18 protein-coding genes and 1 pseudogene are annotated in these 16,771 nt (G+C 72.9%); 15 read left to right on the forward strand and 4 right to left on the reverse strand.

The window, feature by feature from the left end; all coding sequences use genetic code 11:
* The first annotated feature begins 44 nt into the window (after positions 1-44).
* The 4 genes from ACZ573_RS24960 (at position 45) to pucL (ending at position 4,112) form a co-directional block, all read left to right on the forward strand.
* Positions 45-671 (forward strand): GNAT family N-acetyltransferase, encoded by a 627-nt coding sequence (locus ACZ573_RS24960; protein ID WP_471307652.1) that lies wholly within the window; start codon positions 45-47, stop codon positions 669-671.
* The gene (locus ACZ573_RS24965) at positions 668-1,495 is read left to right on the forward strand and encodes a PaaX family transcriptional regulator C-terminal domain-containing protein (RefSeq protein ID WP_471307657.1); all 828 of its coding nucleotides are present in this window, start codon (positions 668-670) and stop codon (positions 1,493-1,495) included. The genes ACZ573_RS24960 and ACZ573_RS24965 overlap by 4 nt, the downstream gene beginning before the upstream one ends.
* A gap of 67 nt (positions 1,496-1,562) precedes the next feature.
* The gene (locus ACZ573_RS24970) at positions 1,563-2,912 is read left to right on the forward strand and encodes an aminotransferase class III-fold pyridoxal phosphate-dependent enzyme (protein ID WP_471307660.1); all 1,350 of its coding nucleotides are present in this window, start codon (positions 1,563-1,565) and stop codon (positions 2,910-2,912) included.
* 282 nt (positions 2,913-3,194) lie between these two features.
* Positions 3,195-4,112: a factor-independent urate hydroxylase gene (gene pucL, locus ACZ573_RS24975; protein WP_471307663.1), complete on the forward strand. Its 918-nt coding sequence runs from the start codon at positions 3,195-3,197 to the stop codon at positions 4,110-4,112.
* 72 nt (positions 4,113-4,184) lie between these two features.
* Here the strand turns inward: pucL and ACZ573_RS24980 are convergent, their stop codons facing one another.
* Complete coding sequence (locus ACZ573_RS24980) at positions 4,185-4,640, reverse strand: histidine phosphatase family protein (RefSeq protein WP_471307668.1); 456 nt, start codon at positions 4,638-4,640, stop codon at positions 4,185-4,187.
* Between the two features lie 188 nt (positions 4,641-4,828).
* On the opposite strand from ACZ573_RS24980, the gene ACZ573_RS24985 reads away from it, so the two are divergent.
* From ACZ573_RS24985 to ACZ573_RS25010, 6 genes are all read left to right on the forward strand, one after another.
* A complete protein-coding gene (locus ACZ573_RS24985; RefSeq protein ID WP_389114391.1) occupies positions 4,829-5,044 on the forward strand; it encodes a CbtB domain-containing protein in 216 nt (71 codons plus the stop codon).
* Between the two features lie 42 nt (positions 5,045-5,086).
* Positions 5,087-5,854 carry a CbtA family protein gene (locus tag ACZ573_RS24990; protein WP_471307671.1) on the forward strand — a complete coding sequence of 256 codons (768 nt, stop codon included), beginning with the start codon at positions 5,087-5,089 and terminating at the stop codon, positions 5,852-5,854.
* Positions 5,855-5,875: 21 nt separating this feature from the next.
* On the forward strand, positions 5,876-6,124 hold the full coding sequence (locus ACZ573_RS24995) for a hypothetical protein (RefSeq protein ID WP_471307674.1): 249 nt from the start codon (positions 5,876-5,878) through the stop codon (positions 6,122-6,124).
* A 219-nt stretch (positions 6,125-6,343) separates the two neighbouring features.
* Positions 6,344-6,943, forward strand: coding sequence for a class F sortase (locus ACZ573_RS25000; protein WP_471307676.1), 600 nt, complete (start codon positions 6,344-6,346; stop codon positions 6,941-6,943).
* 124 nt (positions 6,944-7,067) lie between these two features.
* Positions 7,068-7,460, forward strand: a complete 393-nt coding sequence (locus ACZ573_RS25005; RefSeq protein WP_471307681.1) for a hypothetical protein — start codon at positions 7,068-7,070, stop codon at positions 7,458-7,460.
* A gap of 56 nt (positions 7,461-7,516) precedes the next feature.
* Complete coding sequence (locus tag ACZ573_RS25010) at positions 7,517-7,711, forward strand: hypothetical protein (RefSeq protein WP_471307684.1); 195 nt, start codon at positions 7,517-7,519, stop codon at positions 7,709-7,711.
* Between the two features lie 80 nt (positions 7,712-7,791).
* Here the strand turns inward: ACZ573_RS25010 and ACZ573_RS25015 are convergent, their stop codons facing one another.
* Together ACZ573_RS25015 and ACZ573_RS25020 are read right to left on the reverse strand one after the other, a co-directional pair.
* The gene (locus ACZ573_RS25015) at positions 7,792-8,196 is read right to left on the reverse strand and encodes a hypothetical protein (protein WP_471307686.1); all 405 of its coding nucleotides are present in this window, start codon (positions 8,194-8,196) and stop codon (positions 7,792-7,794) included.
* A 139-nt stretch (positions 8,197-8,335) separates the two neighbouring features.
* Complete coding sequence (locus ACZ573_RS25020; RefSeq protein ID WP_471307688.1) at positions 8,336-8,602, reverse strand: hypothetical protein; 267 nt, start codon at positions 8,600-8,602, stop codon at positions 8,336-8,338.
* Between the two features lie 99 nt (positions 8,603-8,701).
* On the opposite strand from ACZ573_RS25020, the gene ACZ573_RS25025 reads away from it, so the two are divergent.
* From ACZ573_RS25025 to ACZ573_RS25040, 4 genes are all read left to right on the forward strand, one after another.
* Entirely contained in the window at positions 8,702-9,529 is an 828-nt protein-coding gene (locus ACZ573_RS25025) for a hypothetical protein (protein ID WP_471307690.1), read from the forward strand.
* Positions 9,530-9,611: 82 nt separating this feature from the next.
* The gene (locus ACZ573_RS25030; RefSeq protein WP_471307693.1) at positions 9,612-11,606 is read left to right on the forward strand and encodes an FUSC family protein; all 1,995 of its coding nucleotides are present in this window, start codon (positions 9,612-9,614) and stop codon (positions 11,604-11,606) included.
* 85 nt (positions 11,607-11,691) lie between these two features.
* A complete protein-coding gene (locus ACZ573_RS25035) occupies positions 11,692-12,396 on the forward strand; it encodes a hypothetical protein (protein WP_471307696.1) in 705 nt (234 codons plus the stop codon).
* Positions 12,384-13,673, forward strand: coding sequence for an ATP-binding protein (locus ACZ573_RS25040; RefSeq protein ID WP_471307698.1), 1,290 nt, complete (start codon positions 12,384-12,386; stop codon positions 13,671-13,673). The genes ACZ573_RS25035 and ACZ573_RS25040 overlap by 13 nt, the downstream gene beginning before the upstream one ends.
* An 81-nt stretch (positions 13,674-13,754) precedes the next feature.
* On the opposite strand, the gene ACZ573_RS25045 is transcribed toward ACZ573_RS25040, so the two are convergent.
* Positions 13,755-15,842: a PhoX family protein gene (locus ACZ573_RS25045; protein ID WP_471307701.1), complete on the reverse strand. Its 2,088-nt coding sequence runs from the start codon at positions 15,840-15,842 to the stop codon at positions 13,755-13,757.
* A gap of 312 nt (positions 15,843-16,154) precedes the next feature.
* On the opposite strand from ACZ573_RS25045, the pseudogene ACZ573_RS25050 reads away from it, so the two are divergent.
* A pseudogene (locus ACZ573_RS25050) lies at positions 16,155-16,771 on the forward strand (hypothetical protein); the annotation flags it as partial.

The raw sequence follows: 16,771 nt of genomic DNA on the forward strand, positions 1-16,771 counted from the left end.
ACTAAAACGATCGTAGCGTTGATGAACGTATTATGCTTGTGCGTATGACGACGGAGAGCGTGGAGGTACGGCGCGGGCTGCCCGAAGGGGCCGCCGCACGCGTCGCCGAGCTGTACTGGGAGGCCTTCGGGGGAAAGCTGGGCCGCGCGCTCGGCCCCGCGGAGGCCGGGCGGCGGTTCATCGCCGGGCACCTGCACCAGGACCGGGCGGTGACCGCCCTGTCCGGCCGCGAGGGCGGCGACGGCGGCGAAAGCGGCCGCGTGGTCGGCGTGGCGGGCTACCAGTTGGCCGGGCGCGGCCTGGTCGGCGGCGACGCGGCCGCGGTCAGGGCCCAGTACGGGCAGGTCCGGGGCCTGTACCGGGTGCTCCTGCTGGCCCTGCTGGAACGCACCCCGGCCCGCGGCGAGCTGGTCATGGACGGCATCGCCGTGGACCCCGCCGAGCGGAGCCGGGGCATCGGCGGGCTGCTGCTGCGGGAGATCGAGGCGATCGCCGTGGAGCAGCGGTGCCGGCGGATCCGGCTGGACGTGGTGGCGGAGAACCCGCGGGCGCGGGAGCTCTACGAGAAGCACGGGTTCCGGGCCGTACGGGTGCAGCGCACGCCCTGGCTGCGGGACGTGCTGGGATTCGGGGGCGTGACGACGATGCACAAGGAGGTGGCGGCCCGATGAGCGGGATCCCCACGCGGATGGTGGTGCACGCGCTGGTCAGGGAGGACGGGACGGTCGCGGGCGAGGAGCTGTACGAGGTCGCCGGCCTGCTGGGGATGACCGACCAGCAGGTACGGCTGTGCGTGAAGCGACTGGTGACCGAGGGCCGGTTCACGGTGGAGGGGCGCGGCCGGCGGGCCGTACTGCGCCTGGCGGGGGCGGAGCCGGGAGCCGGGCTGCCGCTCGTACCGGAGGTGGAGTTCGTCCGGCACGCCTACCGGCAGGACCGGGGGCTGGAGCCGTGGGACGGGCTCTGGCACGCCTTCGCCTTCGCCGTACCGGAATCCGCGCGGGCCGCCCGGGACTCGCTGCGGGACGCGTTGACCGGGCTGGGGGCGGCGCCGCTCCAGGGTGGTCTGTACGTCACACCGAACGCGATCGGCCCGTACGTGCGGGCGCACGCGGCGGAGCTGGGCCTGGCGGAGGCGCTGACCTGCCTGAGCACCCGGGACCTGGCGGTGGGCGGCACCGACGACCCGCGGGCCCTGGCGGAGCGGCTGTGGCCGCTGCCGGAGATCGCCGCGCGGTACGGGGAGCTCCGCGCGCTCGCCGAGCAGCCCGCCGGGCCCGGCCGGGCCGACGGGCTGGCGCACGCCGTGACCCTGGCTGCCGCCTTCTCCGCCGCGATGCTCCCCGACCCGCTGCTCCCGCCGGAGCTGCTGCCGCAGCCGTGGCCGGGCGCGACGGCCCGGGCGGCGGCGTCCGACGCCTGGGCCCGGCTGGGGGCCGCCGCTCCGGCCCCGGGGCCCCGACTGTTCCGCCTGTACGGCGAGGCCCTGGCCTGACCCGGCGGGCGGGGGCCGGCGGACCGGTCCCGGCCCCGTCCACATCCTGGACAACTACGCTCGCTTCATGAACGCAGAAGCCGACGCCCTCGCCGCCGTGAAAGACGCCGACCGGAAGCATGTCTTCCACTCCTGGTCGGCGCAGGAGCTCATCGATCCGCTCGCCGTGGCCGGCGCGGAGGGCTCGTACTTCTGGGACTACCAGGGCAACCGCTTCCTCGACTTCTCCAGCGCCCTCGTCTACACGAACATCGGCTACCAGCACCCGAAGGTCACCACGGCCATCCAGGAGCAGGCGGCCAAGCTGTGCACCGTCGCGCCCGGCTTCGCCGTCGACGTGCGCTCCGAGGCCGCCCGGCTGATCGCCGAGCGCACCCCCGGCGACCTCGACAAGATCTTCTTCACCAATGCCGGGGCCGAGGCCGTGGAGAACGCCGTCCGCATGGCCCGGCTGCACACCGGCCGGCCCAAGGTGCTGTCCGCGTACCGCTCGTACCACGGCGCCACCTCCACCGCGATCAACCTGACCGGCGACGCCCGCCGCTTCGGCAACGACTCCGCGACCGCCGGTGTCGTGCACTTCTGGGGGCCGTTCGCCTACCGCTCGCCCTTCTACGCGGCCACCGAGGCCGAGGAGTGCGAGCGGGCCCTGCGCCACCTGGAGGACACCATCGTCTTCGAGGGGCCGCAGTCCATCGCCGCGATCATCCTGGAGACCGTCGGCGGCGCCCCGGGCGTGCTCGTGCACCCGGACGGCTACCTGGCCGGCGTACGCGCGCTGTGCGACCGCTTCGGCATCGTCTTCGTCCTGGACGAGATCATGGTCGGCTTCGGGCGCACCGGTAAGTGGTTCGCCTCCGAGCACTGGGACGTGACTCCCGACCTGATCTGCTTCGCCAAGGGCGTGACCAGCGGGTACCTCCCGCTCGGCGGGGTCGCCATCTCGGCCGCCATCGCCGAGACCTTCGCCCGCCGGCCCTACCCGGGCGGCCTGACGTACTCCGGGCACGTGCTGGCCTGCGCGGCCGCCGTCGCGACGATCGGCGTCATGGAGGAGGAGGGCATCGTCGAGCAGTCCGCCCGTACGGGTGCGGAGCTGCTCGGCCCCGGCCTGCGCGCGCTCGCCGAGCGGCACCCCTCGGTCGGCGAGGTCCGCGGACTCGGCACCTTCTGGGCCCTGGAGCTCGTCCGGAGCAAGGAGACCCGCGAGCCGCTGGTCCCGTACAACGCGTCGGGCGCGGAGAACGCCCCCATGGCCGAGTTCGGGGCCGCGTGCAAGAAGGGCGGGCTCTGGCCGCTCGTCGCCGGCAACCGGATCCACATCGCGCCGCCGTGCAACATCTCGGCGCAGGACGTGGCCAAGGGGCTGAAGGTCCTCGACGAGGCCCTCTCGGTGGCGGATGCGCACACCGTCTGACCTGCGGATCTGTGGGGTCACCCAAGGCGTGGGTGCTGGTGTTCGGAGGATTTGTACGGGGATCAACCCCCCGGACACATGCTGCAATCCGTGCAGGCCGTAAGACACACAACAGGCCAAGCACCTACGAACCGGGATGCACGTCAGGCCCGGGGCGGTCCTTCGGTGAGGGGCCGAACGGCGGGGAGCGGGACGTCCTTGATTCGGGCGGGCGCTGGACGCCGGGCGTACGGGATCCAGACGACCGGACTCCGTGTTCCCGAGTACCCGAAGGAAGACAGCATGAGCAAGCACGTCCTGGCCCAGAACCAGTACGGCAAGGCCGAGAACCGCATCGTGAAGGTCACCCGCAAGGGCGGCGACGGTTCCTGGCACGAGATCCGCGACCTCAACGTCTCGGTCGCGCTCCGCGGTGAATTCCGCGATGTCCACCTCACCGGCGACAACGCCAACTGCCTGCCGACCGACACCACCAAGAACACGGTGTACGCCTTCGGCAAGGAGCACGGCATCGACTCCCCCGAGGCCTTCGGCATCCTGCTCGCCAAGCACTTCGTCTCCTCGCAGCAGCCGATCCGCGAGGCCCAGATCCGCATCGAGGAGTACGTGTGGGACCGCATCCCGGTCCCCACGCGCAAGGAGCAGCACTCCTTCGTCCGCAAGGGCCAGGAGGTGCGCACCGCGCAGATCACCTACAGCGAGACGACCGGCCTGCAGGTCATCTCGGGTCTGAAGGACCTGACGGTGATGAACTCGACGAACTCCGAGTTCCACGGCTACATCAAGGACAAGTACACGACCCTGCGGGAGGCGTACGACCGCATCCTGGCGACCAAGGTCACCGCGCGCTGGGCGCACTCGGCGCTGGCCGCCGACGACACCGGGTACGACTGGGACCAGGCGTACAAGAAGGTCCGCAAGAACCTGCTGGAAGCCTTCGCGGAGACGTACTCGTACTCGCTGCAGCAGACCCTGAACCAGATGGCCGAGCGGGTGCTCGACAACTGCGCCAAGGTCAACGAGGTGCGCCTGAACCTCCCCAACAAGCACCACTTCCTCGTCGACCTGGAGCCCTTCGGCCTCAAGAACGACAACGAGGTCTACTTCGCGGCGGACCGGATGTACGGCCTGATCGAGGGCACCATCCACCGCGACGGCGTGCAGCCGGTGATCGCGACGTCCGACTGGATCGTCGCGTGACGCGCAGGTGAGTGACGGTTCGGCCCGGACCGCGTCGCGGGGTCCGGGCCGAACCGTTTCACCCCCTGCGGGCTACGGCTCGCCCTGCACCTGCCCCACCAGGAGGTTCCAGCGCCCCGCCCGCCCGGTGAGGGTGGTGACCGACTCCGGCCGTACGTCGAGCCGCCAGAAGGCCGCCGCGGGCAGCTCCAGGGCGTGCACCACGGCCGCCCGGACGACCGCCTGCTCGACCACCACCCGGTGGGTACCCTCGGCCAGGCCCGCCAGCTCCGCCCCGACGCGGGCGATCAGCGCGTCCACGGACTCCCCGCCCGGCGGGGCGTACGCGGGATCCGTGAGCCAGGCGCGCACGGCCGCCGGGTCCCGGCCCGCCACCTCGTCCAGGGTGCGCCCGGCCCACTCACCCGTGGCCGGACCGCGCAGCCCCTCGTGGCCCGGGCACGGCCGGGCGTGACCGAAGCGGCCCTGGCGGGCGGCTGCGTCCAGAGGGAAGCTGACCAGTCGAACTCGTACCAACGGGGTCTTCATAAGGGGAGCGTAAGCGCGGTACGGTCGCAAATGGTTCAATTGACTTACGACGGAACGACGGAAGCACGGTGAGAATCCGGCACGGTCGCGCCACTGTGAAACCTCCCGGAGGGGGAGGAAAGTCAGACCCGCCACCGTCGTAGCGAGCACCACTGACCGGGACGCGTGTTCCCTCTGGAGGTTCTGCCATGGCCCACTCCGCCGTGCCCACGACGAACTCGCCCGTGATCGCCCCCATCTCGCTCTCCGCACTGGCCCCCTGGGCCGTGTTCGCCGGCATCCTCATGCTCGTCCTGCTGTACTTCGTCGGCGCCGAGCAGGGCGCCACCTCGGTCTTCGAAGGGGAGACCATCCACGAGTGGCTGCACGACGGCCGCCACCTGCTCGGGTTCCCCTGCCACTGATTCCCCTGCCACCGACCGACGTCTCAGCAAGGGAACAGAACGATGACTTCCACTTCTCCGGGTGGGGTCTCCCCCCGCACCCTGCTCGTCCGCGGCATGCTCGCCGGCCTGCTGGCCGGCGTGGCCGCCTTCCTCGTCGCCTACCTCCTCGGTGAGTCCAAGGTGGACGCGGCGATCGCCATCGAGGAAGCCGCCGCGGCCGGTCACGACCACGGCGAGGACGCGCCGGTCAGCCGGGCCCTCCAGGCCACGGCCGGGCTCGGCACCGGCGTCCTGCTCTTCGCGGTGGCGCTCGGCGGCATCGCCGCCCTCGTCTACTGCTTCGCCCTGGGCCGCATCGGCCGCTTCGGCCCGCGGGCCACGGCCGCACTGGTCACCGGGGGTCTGTACGTCACCGTGACGCTGGTGCCGTTCTTCAAGTACCCCGCCAATCCCCCCGCCGTGGGCGATCCCGAGACCGCCGCCCGGCGGACCGCCCTCTACCTCCTGATGATCGCCCTGAGCGTGCTGCTGGCGGCCGGCGCGCTGATCCTCGGGCGACGGCTCGCGCCGAAGCTCGGCAACTGGAACGCGTCGATCGTCGCCGGCGCGGCCTTCGTCCTGGTCATGGGCCTCTCGTACGCGCTGCTGCCCGGCATCGACGAGGTCCCGGCGGGCTTCCCCGCCGCGCTGATCTGGGAGTTCCGCCTCGCGTCCCTGGCCATCCAGACGGCACTGTGGACGACTTTCGGCCTGGCCTTCGGTTTTCTAGCCGAACGGGCCCTTGTGTCCGCCTCCACACCCAAGGAGGCTGTGCAGCCGACGAGTTGAGCACGAGGGGGCCGGTAGTACATGGCGACGGCGATCAGGCAATGGCGGGGCTGGACGGGCGCGGCCCCGTTCTGGCTGAACTCGTTGCTGCTGCTCCTGGCCCCCTGCTGCGCCGTCACACTCTTCGGCCAGATCGGGATCATCGCCGCGCTGGCCGCGCTGGGCGGCCTGGCCCGCCACCTCTGGTACGGCGACTACGGCCACCCGGCCATGCACCTGGCCGGCGCGCTGATGGGGGCGGCCGCGGCCGCCTTCGTCATGTGCGGCTAGGGGATACCCAGGGGGTGTCTCTCACCCGTTCGGGCGCATCGGCACCGCCCCGGGCATCCGGTGGGTGGGCCCTTCGCGAACTGCGAAGACTCCCCGATCGGGCGACGACACGCCCGTGACGCCATGTCAGTCCACCGTGTTGCACGGGGTACCGACGGGCAGAGGAGATGTCCACTGCTCACATGACCCGGCTGTCCGAGCCGGACAGGAGGAAATCCCATGCCCCGCGCCAAGTGGGCCGTCGCTGCGCTGACGGTGGTTCTGCTGTCCACCGGCATCGCGGTGTTGCAACGGACCGAGGGTGCCCGGCCCGCGGCCGTGACCACCGACGACGCGCTGCCCTCGCGGGCGTTGGGGCTGTCCGGGCACCGCCGTCTGGTGCGGGAGCTGGAGGAGTCGGTCGAGCACACCCCCGGCACGGGGGCCCGGTCGCCGAGGACCGCCCCCGGGCCGCTGCGGGCGGTCACCGGACCCCTGCGGGCCGCGCGGCCGCTGCGGTTGCGCATTCCGAGCCTGGGCGTGGACGTACCGCTGACCGGCGGCCACGAGGCGGTCGCCTGGGACACCGGGGGGCCGGCTCCAGGTGCGGCCGGGACCGCGGTGGTGACGGTGGAAGGGCTTCGCCTCGGCGAGCTGCGGCGGGGCCGGACCATCGAGATCCCCCGCGCGGACAGCCGTACGGCCGTGTTCACCGTCGTACGGATCTCACCCGGCAGGACCTCCGGCCACGAGGGCGCGCCCGGCCGGGCCCAACTGCGGCTGGTCGGCGGTGAGACCGCCGTGCTGGCCCGGCTGACCGGGCAGCGCCGCACCCGCTGAGAGCGGCGGCCGGGCGGCGGTCCGTCAGCCGAGAGGGTGTCCGAGAGGGTGTCTTCGTCCCCCGGTCGGGGGGTTCTCGGGGTCCGCACGGGAGTCGTCCGGCGTGGCGGGGCACACCCCTCGCATGAGCGGGAGGCACCACACGCGTTCGGCACTGGCCAGGGCTCTGACCGTGGCCTGTGTCGTGCTGCTGTGCGTCTTCGGCGCCGGTCCGGCCGGCGCCGAAGCCGCCGGGTTCCGCCCCGCCTCCACGACGCCCGCCGCGCCTGCCGCGCCGGGCGCCCCCGCCGAGTCCCCCGAGCCCGGCGAGGGCCAGTCCGATCCGGCTCCGGCCCCTGATCCCGAGGCGCGGGCGGCCGTACGGACGATCACGCGCGGACTGCCCGGCGCACGGCGGGCACCGCTCGCGGTGTTTCACGTGGAACACCCGGCCGCCCCCGCGTGCGGGCCCGCCACGGACGGGGCCGAACCGGCCCTGTCCCGGCGGACGGTGCTGAGTGTGGTGCTGCGCTGCTGAGCGGACCGAGGTCCGGACGCAGCCCCCACACCCCCTGAGCACCGTGAGGTTCCGCCATGCCCATCGACCCGTTCGCCGCACTGAACGCCATGCTCCGCGCCGAGGTCACCCGGATCTCCCCGCCGGTCCGGCAGACCGAGCCGACCGCGTCACCGAAGACCACGGCCACCGCCACCGCCACCGCCACCGCCACGACCGTCGAGGCCGAGAGCGAACCGCAGCGGACCACCCCCGCGGATTCGGCCGCGTAGGGACCGCGCGGACATGCGCCGCGCCGGTTCCCCCGCCCTCGGCCTGGGGCAGGGGAACCGGCGCGCGCCCGTCGGCCGCCTCAGTCCTCGTGGGTGTAGTAGCGGTAGAACGCGATCGCACCGACGCCCGCGGCGACGGCCAGCCCGACCACGGTGGACTTGAGGATCGACTGGTCGGTGAGGCTGTGCAGGTAGCCCACGGCGATACCGCCGAAGGCTCCGTAGGCGGCGGCGTGGACCTCCCGCCTCAGGCGGGGTCCGATCCGGGCCAGGGCGAACATGATCCCGGCGAAGAGCACGCCGCACAGGATTCCGTAGAAGACGTTGCCCGCGTCCACCGGGCCCGTCTGGCGCTTCATGAACGCGGCCCAGACGCCGTAGACGAGTCCGAGGAGCAGTGGCCTCACGTACGCGCCCTTGCTCAGGTGCGTCATGTCCGCCGACTGCCGGTGCCGCCCGAAGGCGGTGGGTGCCGCATGTGCCATGACGGGCTCCTCTCTCCCATCATCCAGGGCACACCCGCCGTCCCCGGGCGGCAAGTGGATCAGCGGTCAGGGCGTGCGCACGGCCACCGCGTCGATTTCCGTGTCGTCCGTACGTGCGGTGTGGTGCTCCGGGGTGCGGCTACCGCGTGGCGAGCCAGGTGCGCAGCCGCTCGGGGGCCTCGGGGGCCTGCCGTTCGGCCTGCTGCCGGACCTCGTCGAGGTTCTGGGCCGCCAGCGCCCTGCGCCAGGCCAGTTCGGTCCGGGTCATGGCGTGCGCGATGGCGCAGTCGGCGGCGTCCCTCTCCGGGGCGGAGTCCGCCGGTTCGCCGGCGCCGGGCCCCTGCTGCCGGATCTCCGCGCACCGGAAGGCCTCCTCGGGGCCCTCTACGGCGGCGACCACGTCCATGAGCGAGAGGGCGCAAGGGTGCCACGCCGCGCGACGGCCCACCACCCGCCCGCAGCAACACCGCTCGCGCCCGGCCCCGCGTCCGCTTTCCCTGGTGACGTGCGCACCATCCTGTCGACGGTACTCATCGTGCTCGTGGCCCTTCTGGTGCCCGCGAGCGCCGTCGCGTACTGGGCCGACCGCGAACTGGGCAACGCCGACCGGTACACCGCCGCCATGTCCCCCCTCGCCGAGAACGCGAAGGTGCAGGAGGTCGTCGTCACCCAGGTCACCCGCGCACTCGCCGGCCAGATCGACGCGGGCCCCTTCCAGATCGGCGTGGACACCCTGCTCGGCGAGGCCCTGCACTCCTTCGCCGGCACCTCCGCCTACCGGACCGCCTGGGACGCGGCCAACCGCGCCGCCCACGCGGCGTTCCTCGACGCACTCACCACCGGCCACGGCGACGCCCTCACCATCGACCTCGCACCCGTCATCGCGCAGGTCAGGGGCGACCTCGTCGCCGACGACGTGCCCTTCGCCGACCGCATCCCGGTGACCCACCTGACCGTGAAGGTCATGGAGTACGACAACCTCGGCGCTCTCCGGAAGGGATTCCACATGCTCCAGGCCGCCGGCATCTGGCTCCCCGTACTGACCCTGGTCCTGGCCGCGGCGGCCATCGCCGTCGCCGTCCACCGGCGGCGCGCCGTGATCGCCACCGGGGTGGGACTGGCGGTCGGGGCCGGGCTGCTGTGGCTCGCGGTGGACGTGTGCCGCCGGCTCACCCTGGACGATCTGCCCGCCGACATCGACCGGCCCGCCGCCGGGGCGGTGTACGACGCCCTCACCGCGTACCTGCGCACGACCGCCTGGGTGGTACTGGTGATCGGGCTCGTCGCCGCACTTGCCGCATGGGTGATGGGCCGACTACGCCGCACCCCATAAGCTCGGAAGGTACCAACACGCGCAGAACCACGCAGAAGATCACAGAAGAACCGATTCGCGAGCGGCGGGCACGGAAGCGGGAATGAGCACCGAACGCACCGAACACATAACGTCGCGGCGAGCCCGGCACCATCCGCTGGCTCCGCCTTCCTGGCTGCTCAACGGGCTCAAGCCCAGTGCCGCACCGATCCCGTGGGCCGCCGTGGCCCGGGCCTCGGTCGCGATGTCCGTCCCGCTCGCGGTCGGCTTCGCCCTCGACGAGCCCGAATACGGCGCGCTCGCCTCCATGGGTGCCCTCGCCGGAGTCATCGGCGACACTGCCGACGCCTACCGGATGCGCGTCCTGAACATCGCCGTCCCCCAGCTCTTCGGCGCCGTCGGCGTGGCGCTGGGCACCCTGGTCTACGGGCACGGCTGGCTGGCCGTCGGCGTGCTCACCCTCATCGCCCTCGTCTCCGGAATGATCTCCTCCATCGGCACGGTGGCCTCCGTGTCCGGACTGCTCCTCCTGCTCAACGCCGTGATCGGGGCGGGGCTGCCGCTGCCCGAGCCCTGGTGGACGGCCCCGCTGCTGCTGTGCGCGGGCGGGCTGTTCGTCCTCGCACTGAGCCTGCTGGGCTGGCCGCTGCGCCGCCGGCAGCCCGAACGCACCGCCGTGGCCGACACGTACCGGGCCCTGGCCGATGCCCTGGAGGCCGCCGGCGGACCCGGAGCCCTCTACGACGAACGCCGGCAGCAGATCACCCACGCCATCAACCACGCCTACGACCTCGTGCTCGGCCGCCGGGCCCGGGTGCACGGGCGCAGCCCCTCGCTGGTGCGGCTGCTGGCCCAGCTCAACGTGGTGATCCCGCTGGTGGAGGCCGCGCCCGCCGCGCACCTGCGCGGCCGGCCGCTGCCCCCCGAGATCCCGGCGGCCGTACGGGACCTGGCCGACGCCGTCGAGGAAGGCCGCACCGGGACGCCCGTACTGGAGCTGCCCGCCGCGCACACCCCGGCCGAACGCGCCGTCGACGCGGCCCTGCGCCATGCCGCGAAGACCGTGTACATCGCCCGGCCGGACCTGGACACCGTGGACGACCGGCTCGGCCGCCCCGCCGCCCTGCGCGTGCGGGCCCGGCGGGCGGTACGCGACATGATGCTGTCCCGGGCCTCCTGGCGGTACGGGCTGCGCCTCGCGCTGTGCATCGGGATCGCGCAGTCCCTCGTGTCGGTGATCGAGTTCGAGCGGTCCTACTGGGTCGCGCTGACCGTCACCTTCGTCCTCAAGCCCGACTTCGGCTCGGTGTTCTCCCGGGCCGTACTGCGCGCCCTCGGCACCGCCGGCGGACTGGTCGTCGCGGCCGCCGTGCTCTCCGAAGTGCCGCGCGGCTGGTGGGACGTACCGGTGATGGTGGTGCTGGCCGGGCTGATCCCCGCGTTCTCCGTCAAGGGGTACGCCTTCCAGACCGCCGCGATCACCCCGGTGATCCTGCTCCTCTCGGACCTGCTCAACCACCAGGGCTTCGACCTGATCCGCCCCCGGCTGGTGGACAGCCTGATCGGCTGCGCGATCACCCTCGTCGCGGGATACCTGCTGTGGCCCGAGAGCTGGCACACCCGGATCGGCGACCGGCTCGCCGACACCGTGGACGACGCCGCCCGCTACGTGGAACGGGCCTTCGCCCCGGTCGCCGGCGAGGCCGCGCTCGCGGCGGCGCGGACCACCCGCCTCCAGGCCCGGCGGCGCATCTACCGGGACCTGTCGGGGGTACGCAGCGAGTTCCAGCGCGCGCTGACCGAGCCGCCGCCGACCGGGGCGCGGGCCGCCGCCTGGTGGCCGCTGGTGGTCGCCGTCGAGCGGATCGTGGACGCGACCACCGCCGCGCGGGTCCGGGTCGACCACGGCGCGGCCCCGCCCCCCGCCGACGACGTCGAGTCGATCGCGCGGCAGCTGCGCGAGCTGGCCGTCCGGGTCCGCAGCAGCACCGTCCCGGTACGGGTCGACGCGGGGCCGCCGGGCGAGGCGACGAGCGTGCTGGCCCCGGTCCACCAGGAGATCGCGGCCGCCCTGGCCATCGCCCGGCCGGAGTCCTGACCCGCCGTCGGCCCGCCCGGGACCGGCGTCCCCCGAATGGGTCGCCTCCCGGGCCGGGCGGGGGCGGACGGGGCAGCATCGGAGCATGCGCCGCGTCGCCCCTGCCGTGATGGTCCTCGCCGTACTCCTGGCGGGGTGTGCCGATGTGGAGGGACTGCAGAGCGACGGCGACCTCGGCACGGTGCACGCCCCGAAGAGCCTGTGGAAGGACATCCGCCCCGACCCGCCCGCCCCGGACCAGAAACCGGGCACGGCCGCCGTGGTCCCCGGGCTGCCCAAGGTGGCCGGCCTGAACATGCGCGGGGTGGACGCCCTGTCCGTCGTACGCGCCGACATCACCTCCGCCGCCGAGCAGGACGGCGGGACCGGCCGGCTCGTCGACCCGCGCGCCGTCCAGCGCCTCGCGCTCTGCACACAGGCTGTGGACGGCGGTCCCGACTGCCCGGTGCGCCCCGCGGTCCTGCACGACCTGACGGGCAACGGCCGGGAGGAGCTCATCACCGCCCTGGACGTCGACGGCCGGCTCAGCGAGCTGCGCGTCTACACCGTCCAGGACGACGGCACCATCGCCCGGATCCTGTCCCGGCGCGCGGTGCTGGAGGGCGTGGAGGTGGCCGCCGAGCACCTGGCGGTCCGCGAGCCCACGACGAACCCCCGCTACGTCGCCGTCTACGACTACGTGTGGGACCCGAAGGCCGGAATCATGAACCTCTCCCAGCTCACCCTCGACGACTGCCCGGGGCTCACGCAGAACCCGACCGGCGGGGACGGGGCGCGATGCGCGCGCTGAGCAGCCTGCGCTGGAAGATCGCACTGACCACCACCATGGTGTGCTGCATGGTCGCCGCCGCGCTGGGCATCCTGGTGCACAACGTGGTCGCCCGGCAGATGGTCGGGGAGGTCCGCAAGGCCGCCGCCGCCGAGCTGGAACACGCGCTGGGCCACTACGAGTACGGCACCGCGCACGGCGACGTGAACGCCGTGTTCGACCCGCCCAACCTTCCCCGGCGGCTGCGCGAGCTCGTCGCGAGCGGCCAGACCGGCAGCATCGTCGGCGAACAGGGGGGAAAGCCCGTCATGTGGGCGGCCGGACCCGCCGACGGCAAGGCCCTCGCGGTCTGGCTGCCCTTCGGGAGCACCCGCGAACGGCTGCGGGACATCGACACCGCGATCCTCGCCTCCGCGATCCTCGCGGCCGGGCTGGTGGCGCTGGCCGGCCTGTTCCTCGCCGACCGGATCAGCCGGCGGCTCTCCGCCACGGCCGCCGTGGCCCGCCGGATCAGCGCCGGGGACCTGGACGCCCGCGTGAACCTCCGGGCCGAGGGGGACGATCCGGGGCCGGGCCGCTCCCGCGACGAGGTCCAGGACGTGGCGCACGCCCTGGACTCGATGGCGAGCTCGCTCCAGGGCCGGCTGGAGGCCGAGAAGCGCTTCACGGCGGATGTCGCGCACGAACTGCGCACCCCGCTCACCGGTTCGCTGGCCGCGGCGGCACTGCTGCCCGAGGGCCGCCCCAAGGAAATGATCAACAACCGGCTGAAGGCCCTGCACCTGCTGACCGAGGACCTGCTGGAGATCTCCCGCCTGGACTCGGGCGTCGAACGGGCCGACCTCGCCCGGGTGGAGCTCGGCCGGGCGGTGGAGCGGGCGGTCGCCGCGGTCGCCGGCGGGGGCGGATCCGCGCCGGAGACGGGACCGGCCGCTTCGGTGCGGGTGGTCCAGGACATGGTGGTGGTCACCGACCGGCGGCGGCTGGACCGGATCCTGGCCAACCTGCTGGCCAACGCCGGCAAACACGGCAGGCCACCGGTCGAGGTGACCGTGGAGGGACCGGTGGTGGTGGTCCGCGACCACGGGCCGGGCTACCCGCCCGAGCTGATCGAGCAGGGCCCGCAGCGGTTCCGCACCGGGGACCCCGGCCGCGGGCGCGGTCACGGCCTGGGGCTCACGATCGTGATGGGGCAGGCGGCCGTGCTGGAGATCGTGGTGGGCTTCGGCAACGCGCCCGACGGGGGCGCGGTGACGACGCTCCGACTCCCCGTCGGCAGGGTGCCGCAGGGGAATTGACCTGCTTGAGCGGGTTCGGCAGCTTGAATGCCCGAGGGGCGTGTTTCACGTGAAACACGCCCCTCGGGTCAACTGGTCCGGTCAGACGCCGATGTTGCGGCCGTCCTTGCGCCAGACGGACACGACCGCCGGGCGGACGATCTTGCCGGGGCCGTCGGGCCACACCGACTGCGGCTTCTCGACGGACGCGCCGTCGATCTCGCCCGGGTGCTGGACGGAGACCAGGACGCGCTTATCCTGGATGAGCGGGCCGCAGGTCTCGGCGCCGCGCGGAACGGTCAGGAACTGCTTCAGCTCACCGCGGCGCTCACCGGCCGTCGCGACACCGAACAGGCCGTCGTGGGAGCCGAGCTGGTTGCCGTCCGTGGAGATCCACAGGTTGCCGTGCGGGTCGAAGGCCACGTTGTCCGGGCAGGAGATCGGGCTGACCTTGTCCTTGGGGAAGCCCGCGAAGTAGGTCGCCGGGTCGTTCGGGTCACCGGCGACCAGGAAGAGCCGCCAGGCGAAACCGTCGCCCGCCGGGTCGTCGAAGTTCTCGGCGAGCTCCAGGATCTGGCCGTGCTTGTTCAGGTTGCGCGGGTTGGCCTCGGTGACGCCTTCCTTGCCCGGCTTGCCGCGGTCGGTGTTGTTGGTCAGCGCGATGTAGACACGACCGGTGCGCGGGGAGGGCTCGACGTCCTCGGGGCGGTCCATCTTCGTGGCGCCCACCTTGTCGGCGGCCTGGCGCGTGAAGACGTACACCTCCTCGGCGGTCATGCCCTCGACGTGCGAGACATTGCCGGTGGCCAGCTTGATCCAGACGCCGGAGCCGTCGAACTCGCCGTCGGAGGGGAGCTTGCCGGTGCCGTCGAGCTCGGCGGCCGGGGAGTCACCGGTGAGCTTGGCGACGTAGAGGGTGCCCTCGTCGAGCAGCGTGAGGTTGTGCTCCTTCGCGGCGCGCGAATTGCCTTTCTTCATCTGCTTCGACGAGACGAACTTGTAGAAGTAGTCGAAGCGCTCGTCGTCGCCCATGTAGACGACCGGACGGCCGTCCTCGGTCAGGCGGGGCTGCGCGGCCTCGTGCTTGAAGCGGCCGAGCGCGGTGCGCTTGCGCGGGACCGAGTTCGGGTCGTACGGGTCCAGCTCGACGACCCAGCCGAAGCGGTGCGGCTCGTTGGGCTCCTGCGCCACGTCGAAGCGCTTGTCGAACCGCTCCCACTTGCGCTCGGTGGCACCGGCGGTCACGCCGTAGCGCTTCAGGCGGGCGGCCTGGGTGGGCTCGGTGACCTGGCCGGCGTTGCCGAAGTACTGGTTGAAGTTCTCCTCCCCGTGGAGGGTGGTGCCCCACGGGGTGGTGCCACCGGCGCAGTTGTTGAGCGTGCCGAGCACCTTGGTGCCGGTGGCGTCGACGGAGGTCTTCAGCAGGCTGCTGCCCGCGGCCGGGCCCGTCAGCCTGAACTCGCTGGTGGCGGTCAGCCGGCGGTTGAGCTGGTGGCGGCTGATCGCGGTCAGCTTGCCGCTGCGGTGGTCCTCCTGGACGGCGACCACGGACAGGCCGTGCGCGGCCCAGGCGATCTCGACCTGCTCGCGGGTCGGGTTGGCCGGGTCGTACGCCTTGAACATGAGGTTCTCGTCCGTGTACTCGTGGTTGGCCACGAGCAGCTGCTGGCGCTCGTAGTCGCCGCCGAGCGGGAGGAGGCTCAGGAAGTCGTTGTTGTAGCCGAACTGACCGGCCTGCGCGGCGGCCGTCTGCTTGTCGGGGTTGAAGCCCGGGGCACCCTTGACGATCGGGTCGCCCCAGCGGATCACCACGTTCTGCTCGTGGCCCTCGGGGATGGTGACCTTGTCGTCGGTGTTCGGCGCGACGGCCTTGAAGCGCAAGCCCCGGGCGGCCTCGCCGCCCTTGCCCGCGCCGGCCGCGGCGGCATCGGCGGAGGGGGTGGCGTTGGCGGTCTGCCCGGAGCCGCTGAGCGCCACGGCGGAACCGGCCGCGGTGGCGACCGTCACGACGGCGGCGGAGCGCAGCATGGCGCGGCGGGAGTAGGCGCGGGCTATGACATCGCCGACGTACTCGTTGTCGCTTGTGTTCGGCACCTCGTGGAAGCAGGCGTCGCCACAGCGGTAACGACAGGTGAGAGCGGACCGGCCGCTCCCATGCGGGTTGCCGATGAACGGCAGAAGCTTGCGCACGAGTGTCCTCCGAGTAGCTGCGTGGGCGCCGACAACGCGTCGGTACGATCCAGCCGCGACGGTAGGCCCGGGTTGCGCCGAAGCGGCGGCGCGGGGATGAACGGTCGGTGAACCCGGCACGTCGGAGCGGCAGTTCACTGAGCGTGTGCGGGTGTGTGGGAGCCGGGCGCCACGAAAGGCGCCCCTGCCGAAGATCCAGCCGGGCGGCCGATAACCTTACGTGTCCACTCTGGGCAGGGATCATCCGCGCAGCACGGACAAATGACGCACGCACACATGCGAAAGGCCTGGCCCATGGGTATTCGGAGCTTGTTGCGCAAGGTATTCGGACGGTCCGCGGAATCCGTTCCGGAGACTACGGACACCCCTTCGGCCGCTGTCCCCAACCAGGCGGAACGGACCCCTCTGGACGTCGCCGCCGAACTGGTGGCGGCGTCCTTCGACAACCCCACGGTTCCGCCGCAGTCCACCCCGCGCGACCGTGAACCGGGCACCGTCCTCACGGCCCCGGCCCCGGCCCCGGCGGCCGACCCGACGGTCCCCGAAGCCCGCCGTGCGCCTGCGGCGAAGCCCGGCGGAGAAACCCCCGCCCCTCCGGCGCAGGACCAGCCCGAGCCGGCTGCCGCCCCTGCTGCGGAGCAGCCCGAGGCCGAGACGCAGACCCCGGCTGCCGCCGAAGCCGCCGCGCCGGAGGCGGACACCGCCCCCGCTGCGGAGCAGGCCGAGGCCGAGACCCCGGCTGCCGCCGAAGCCACCGCACCGCAGGCGCAGGACGAGGCCCAGGCCGAGCCGGTCGCCGCCGAGTCGGCTGCCGCCGAGGCGGAAGCGCCGCAGGCGCAGGACGAGCCCGAGGCAGACGCCCCGGCAGCCGCCGAGACCACCGCGCCGGAGGCGGACACCCCCGCCGAGGCGGAACCGGCTGCCGCCGA

This window comes from Streptomyces sp. NPDC040545, assembly GCF_055595065.1.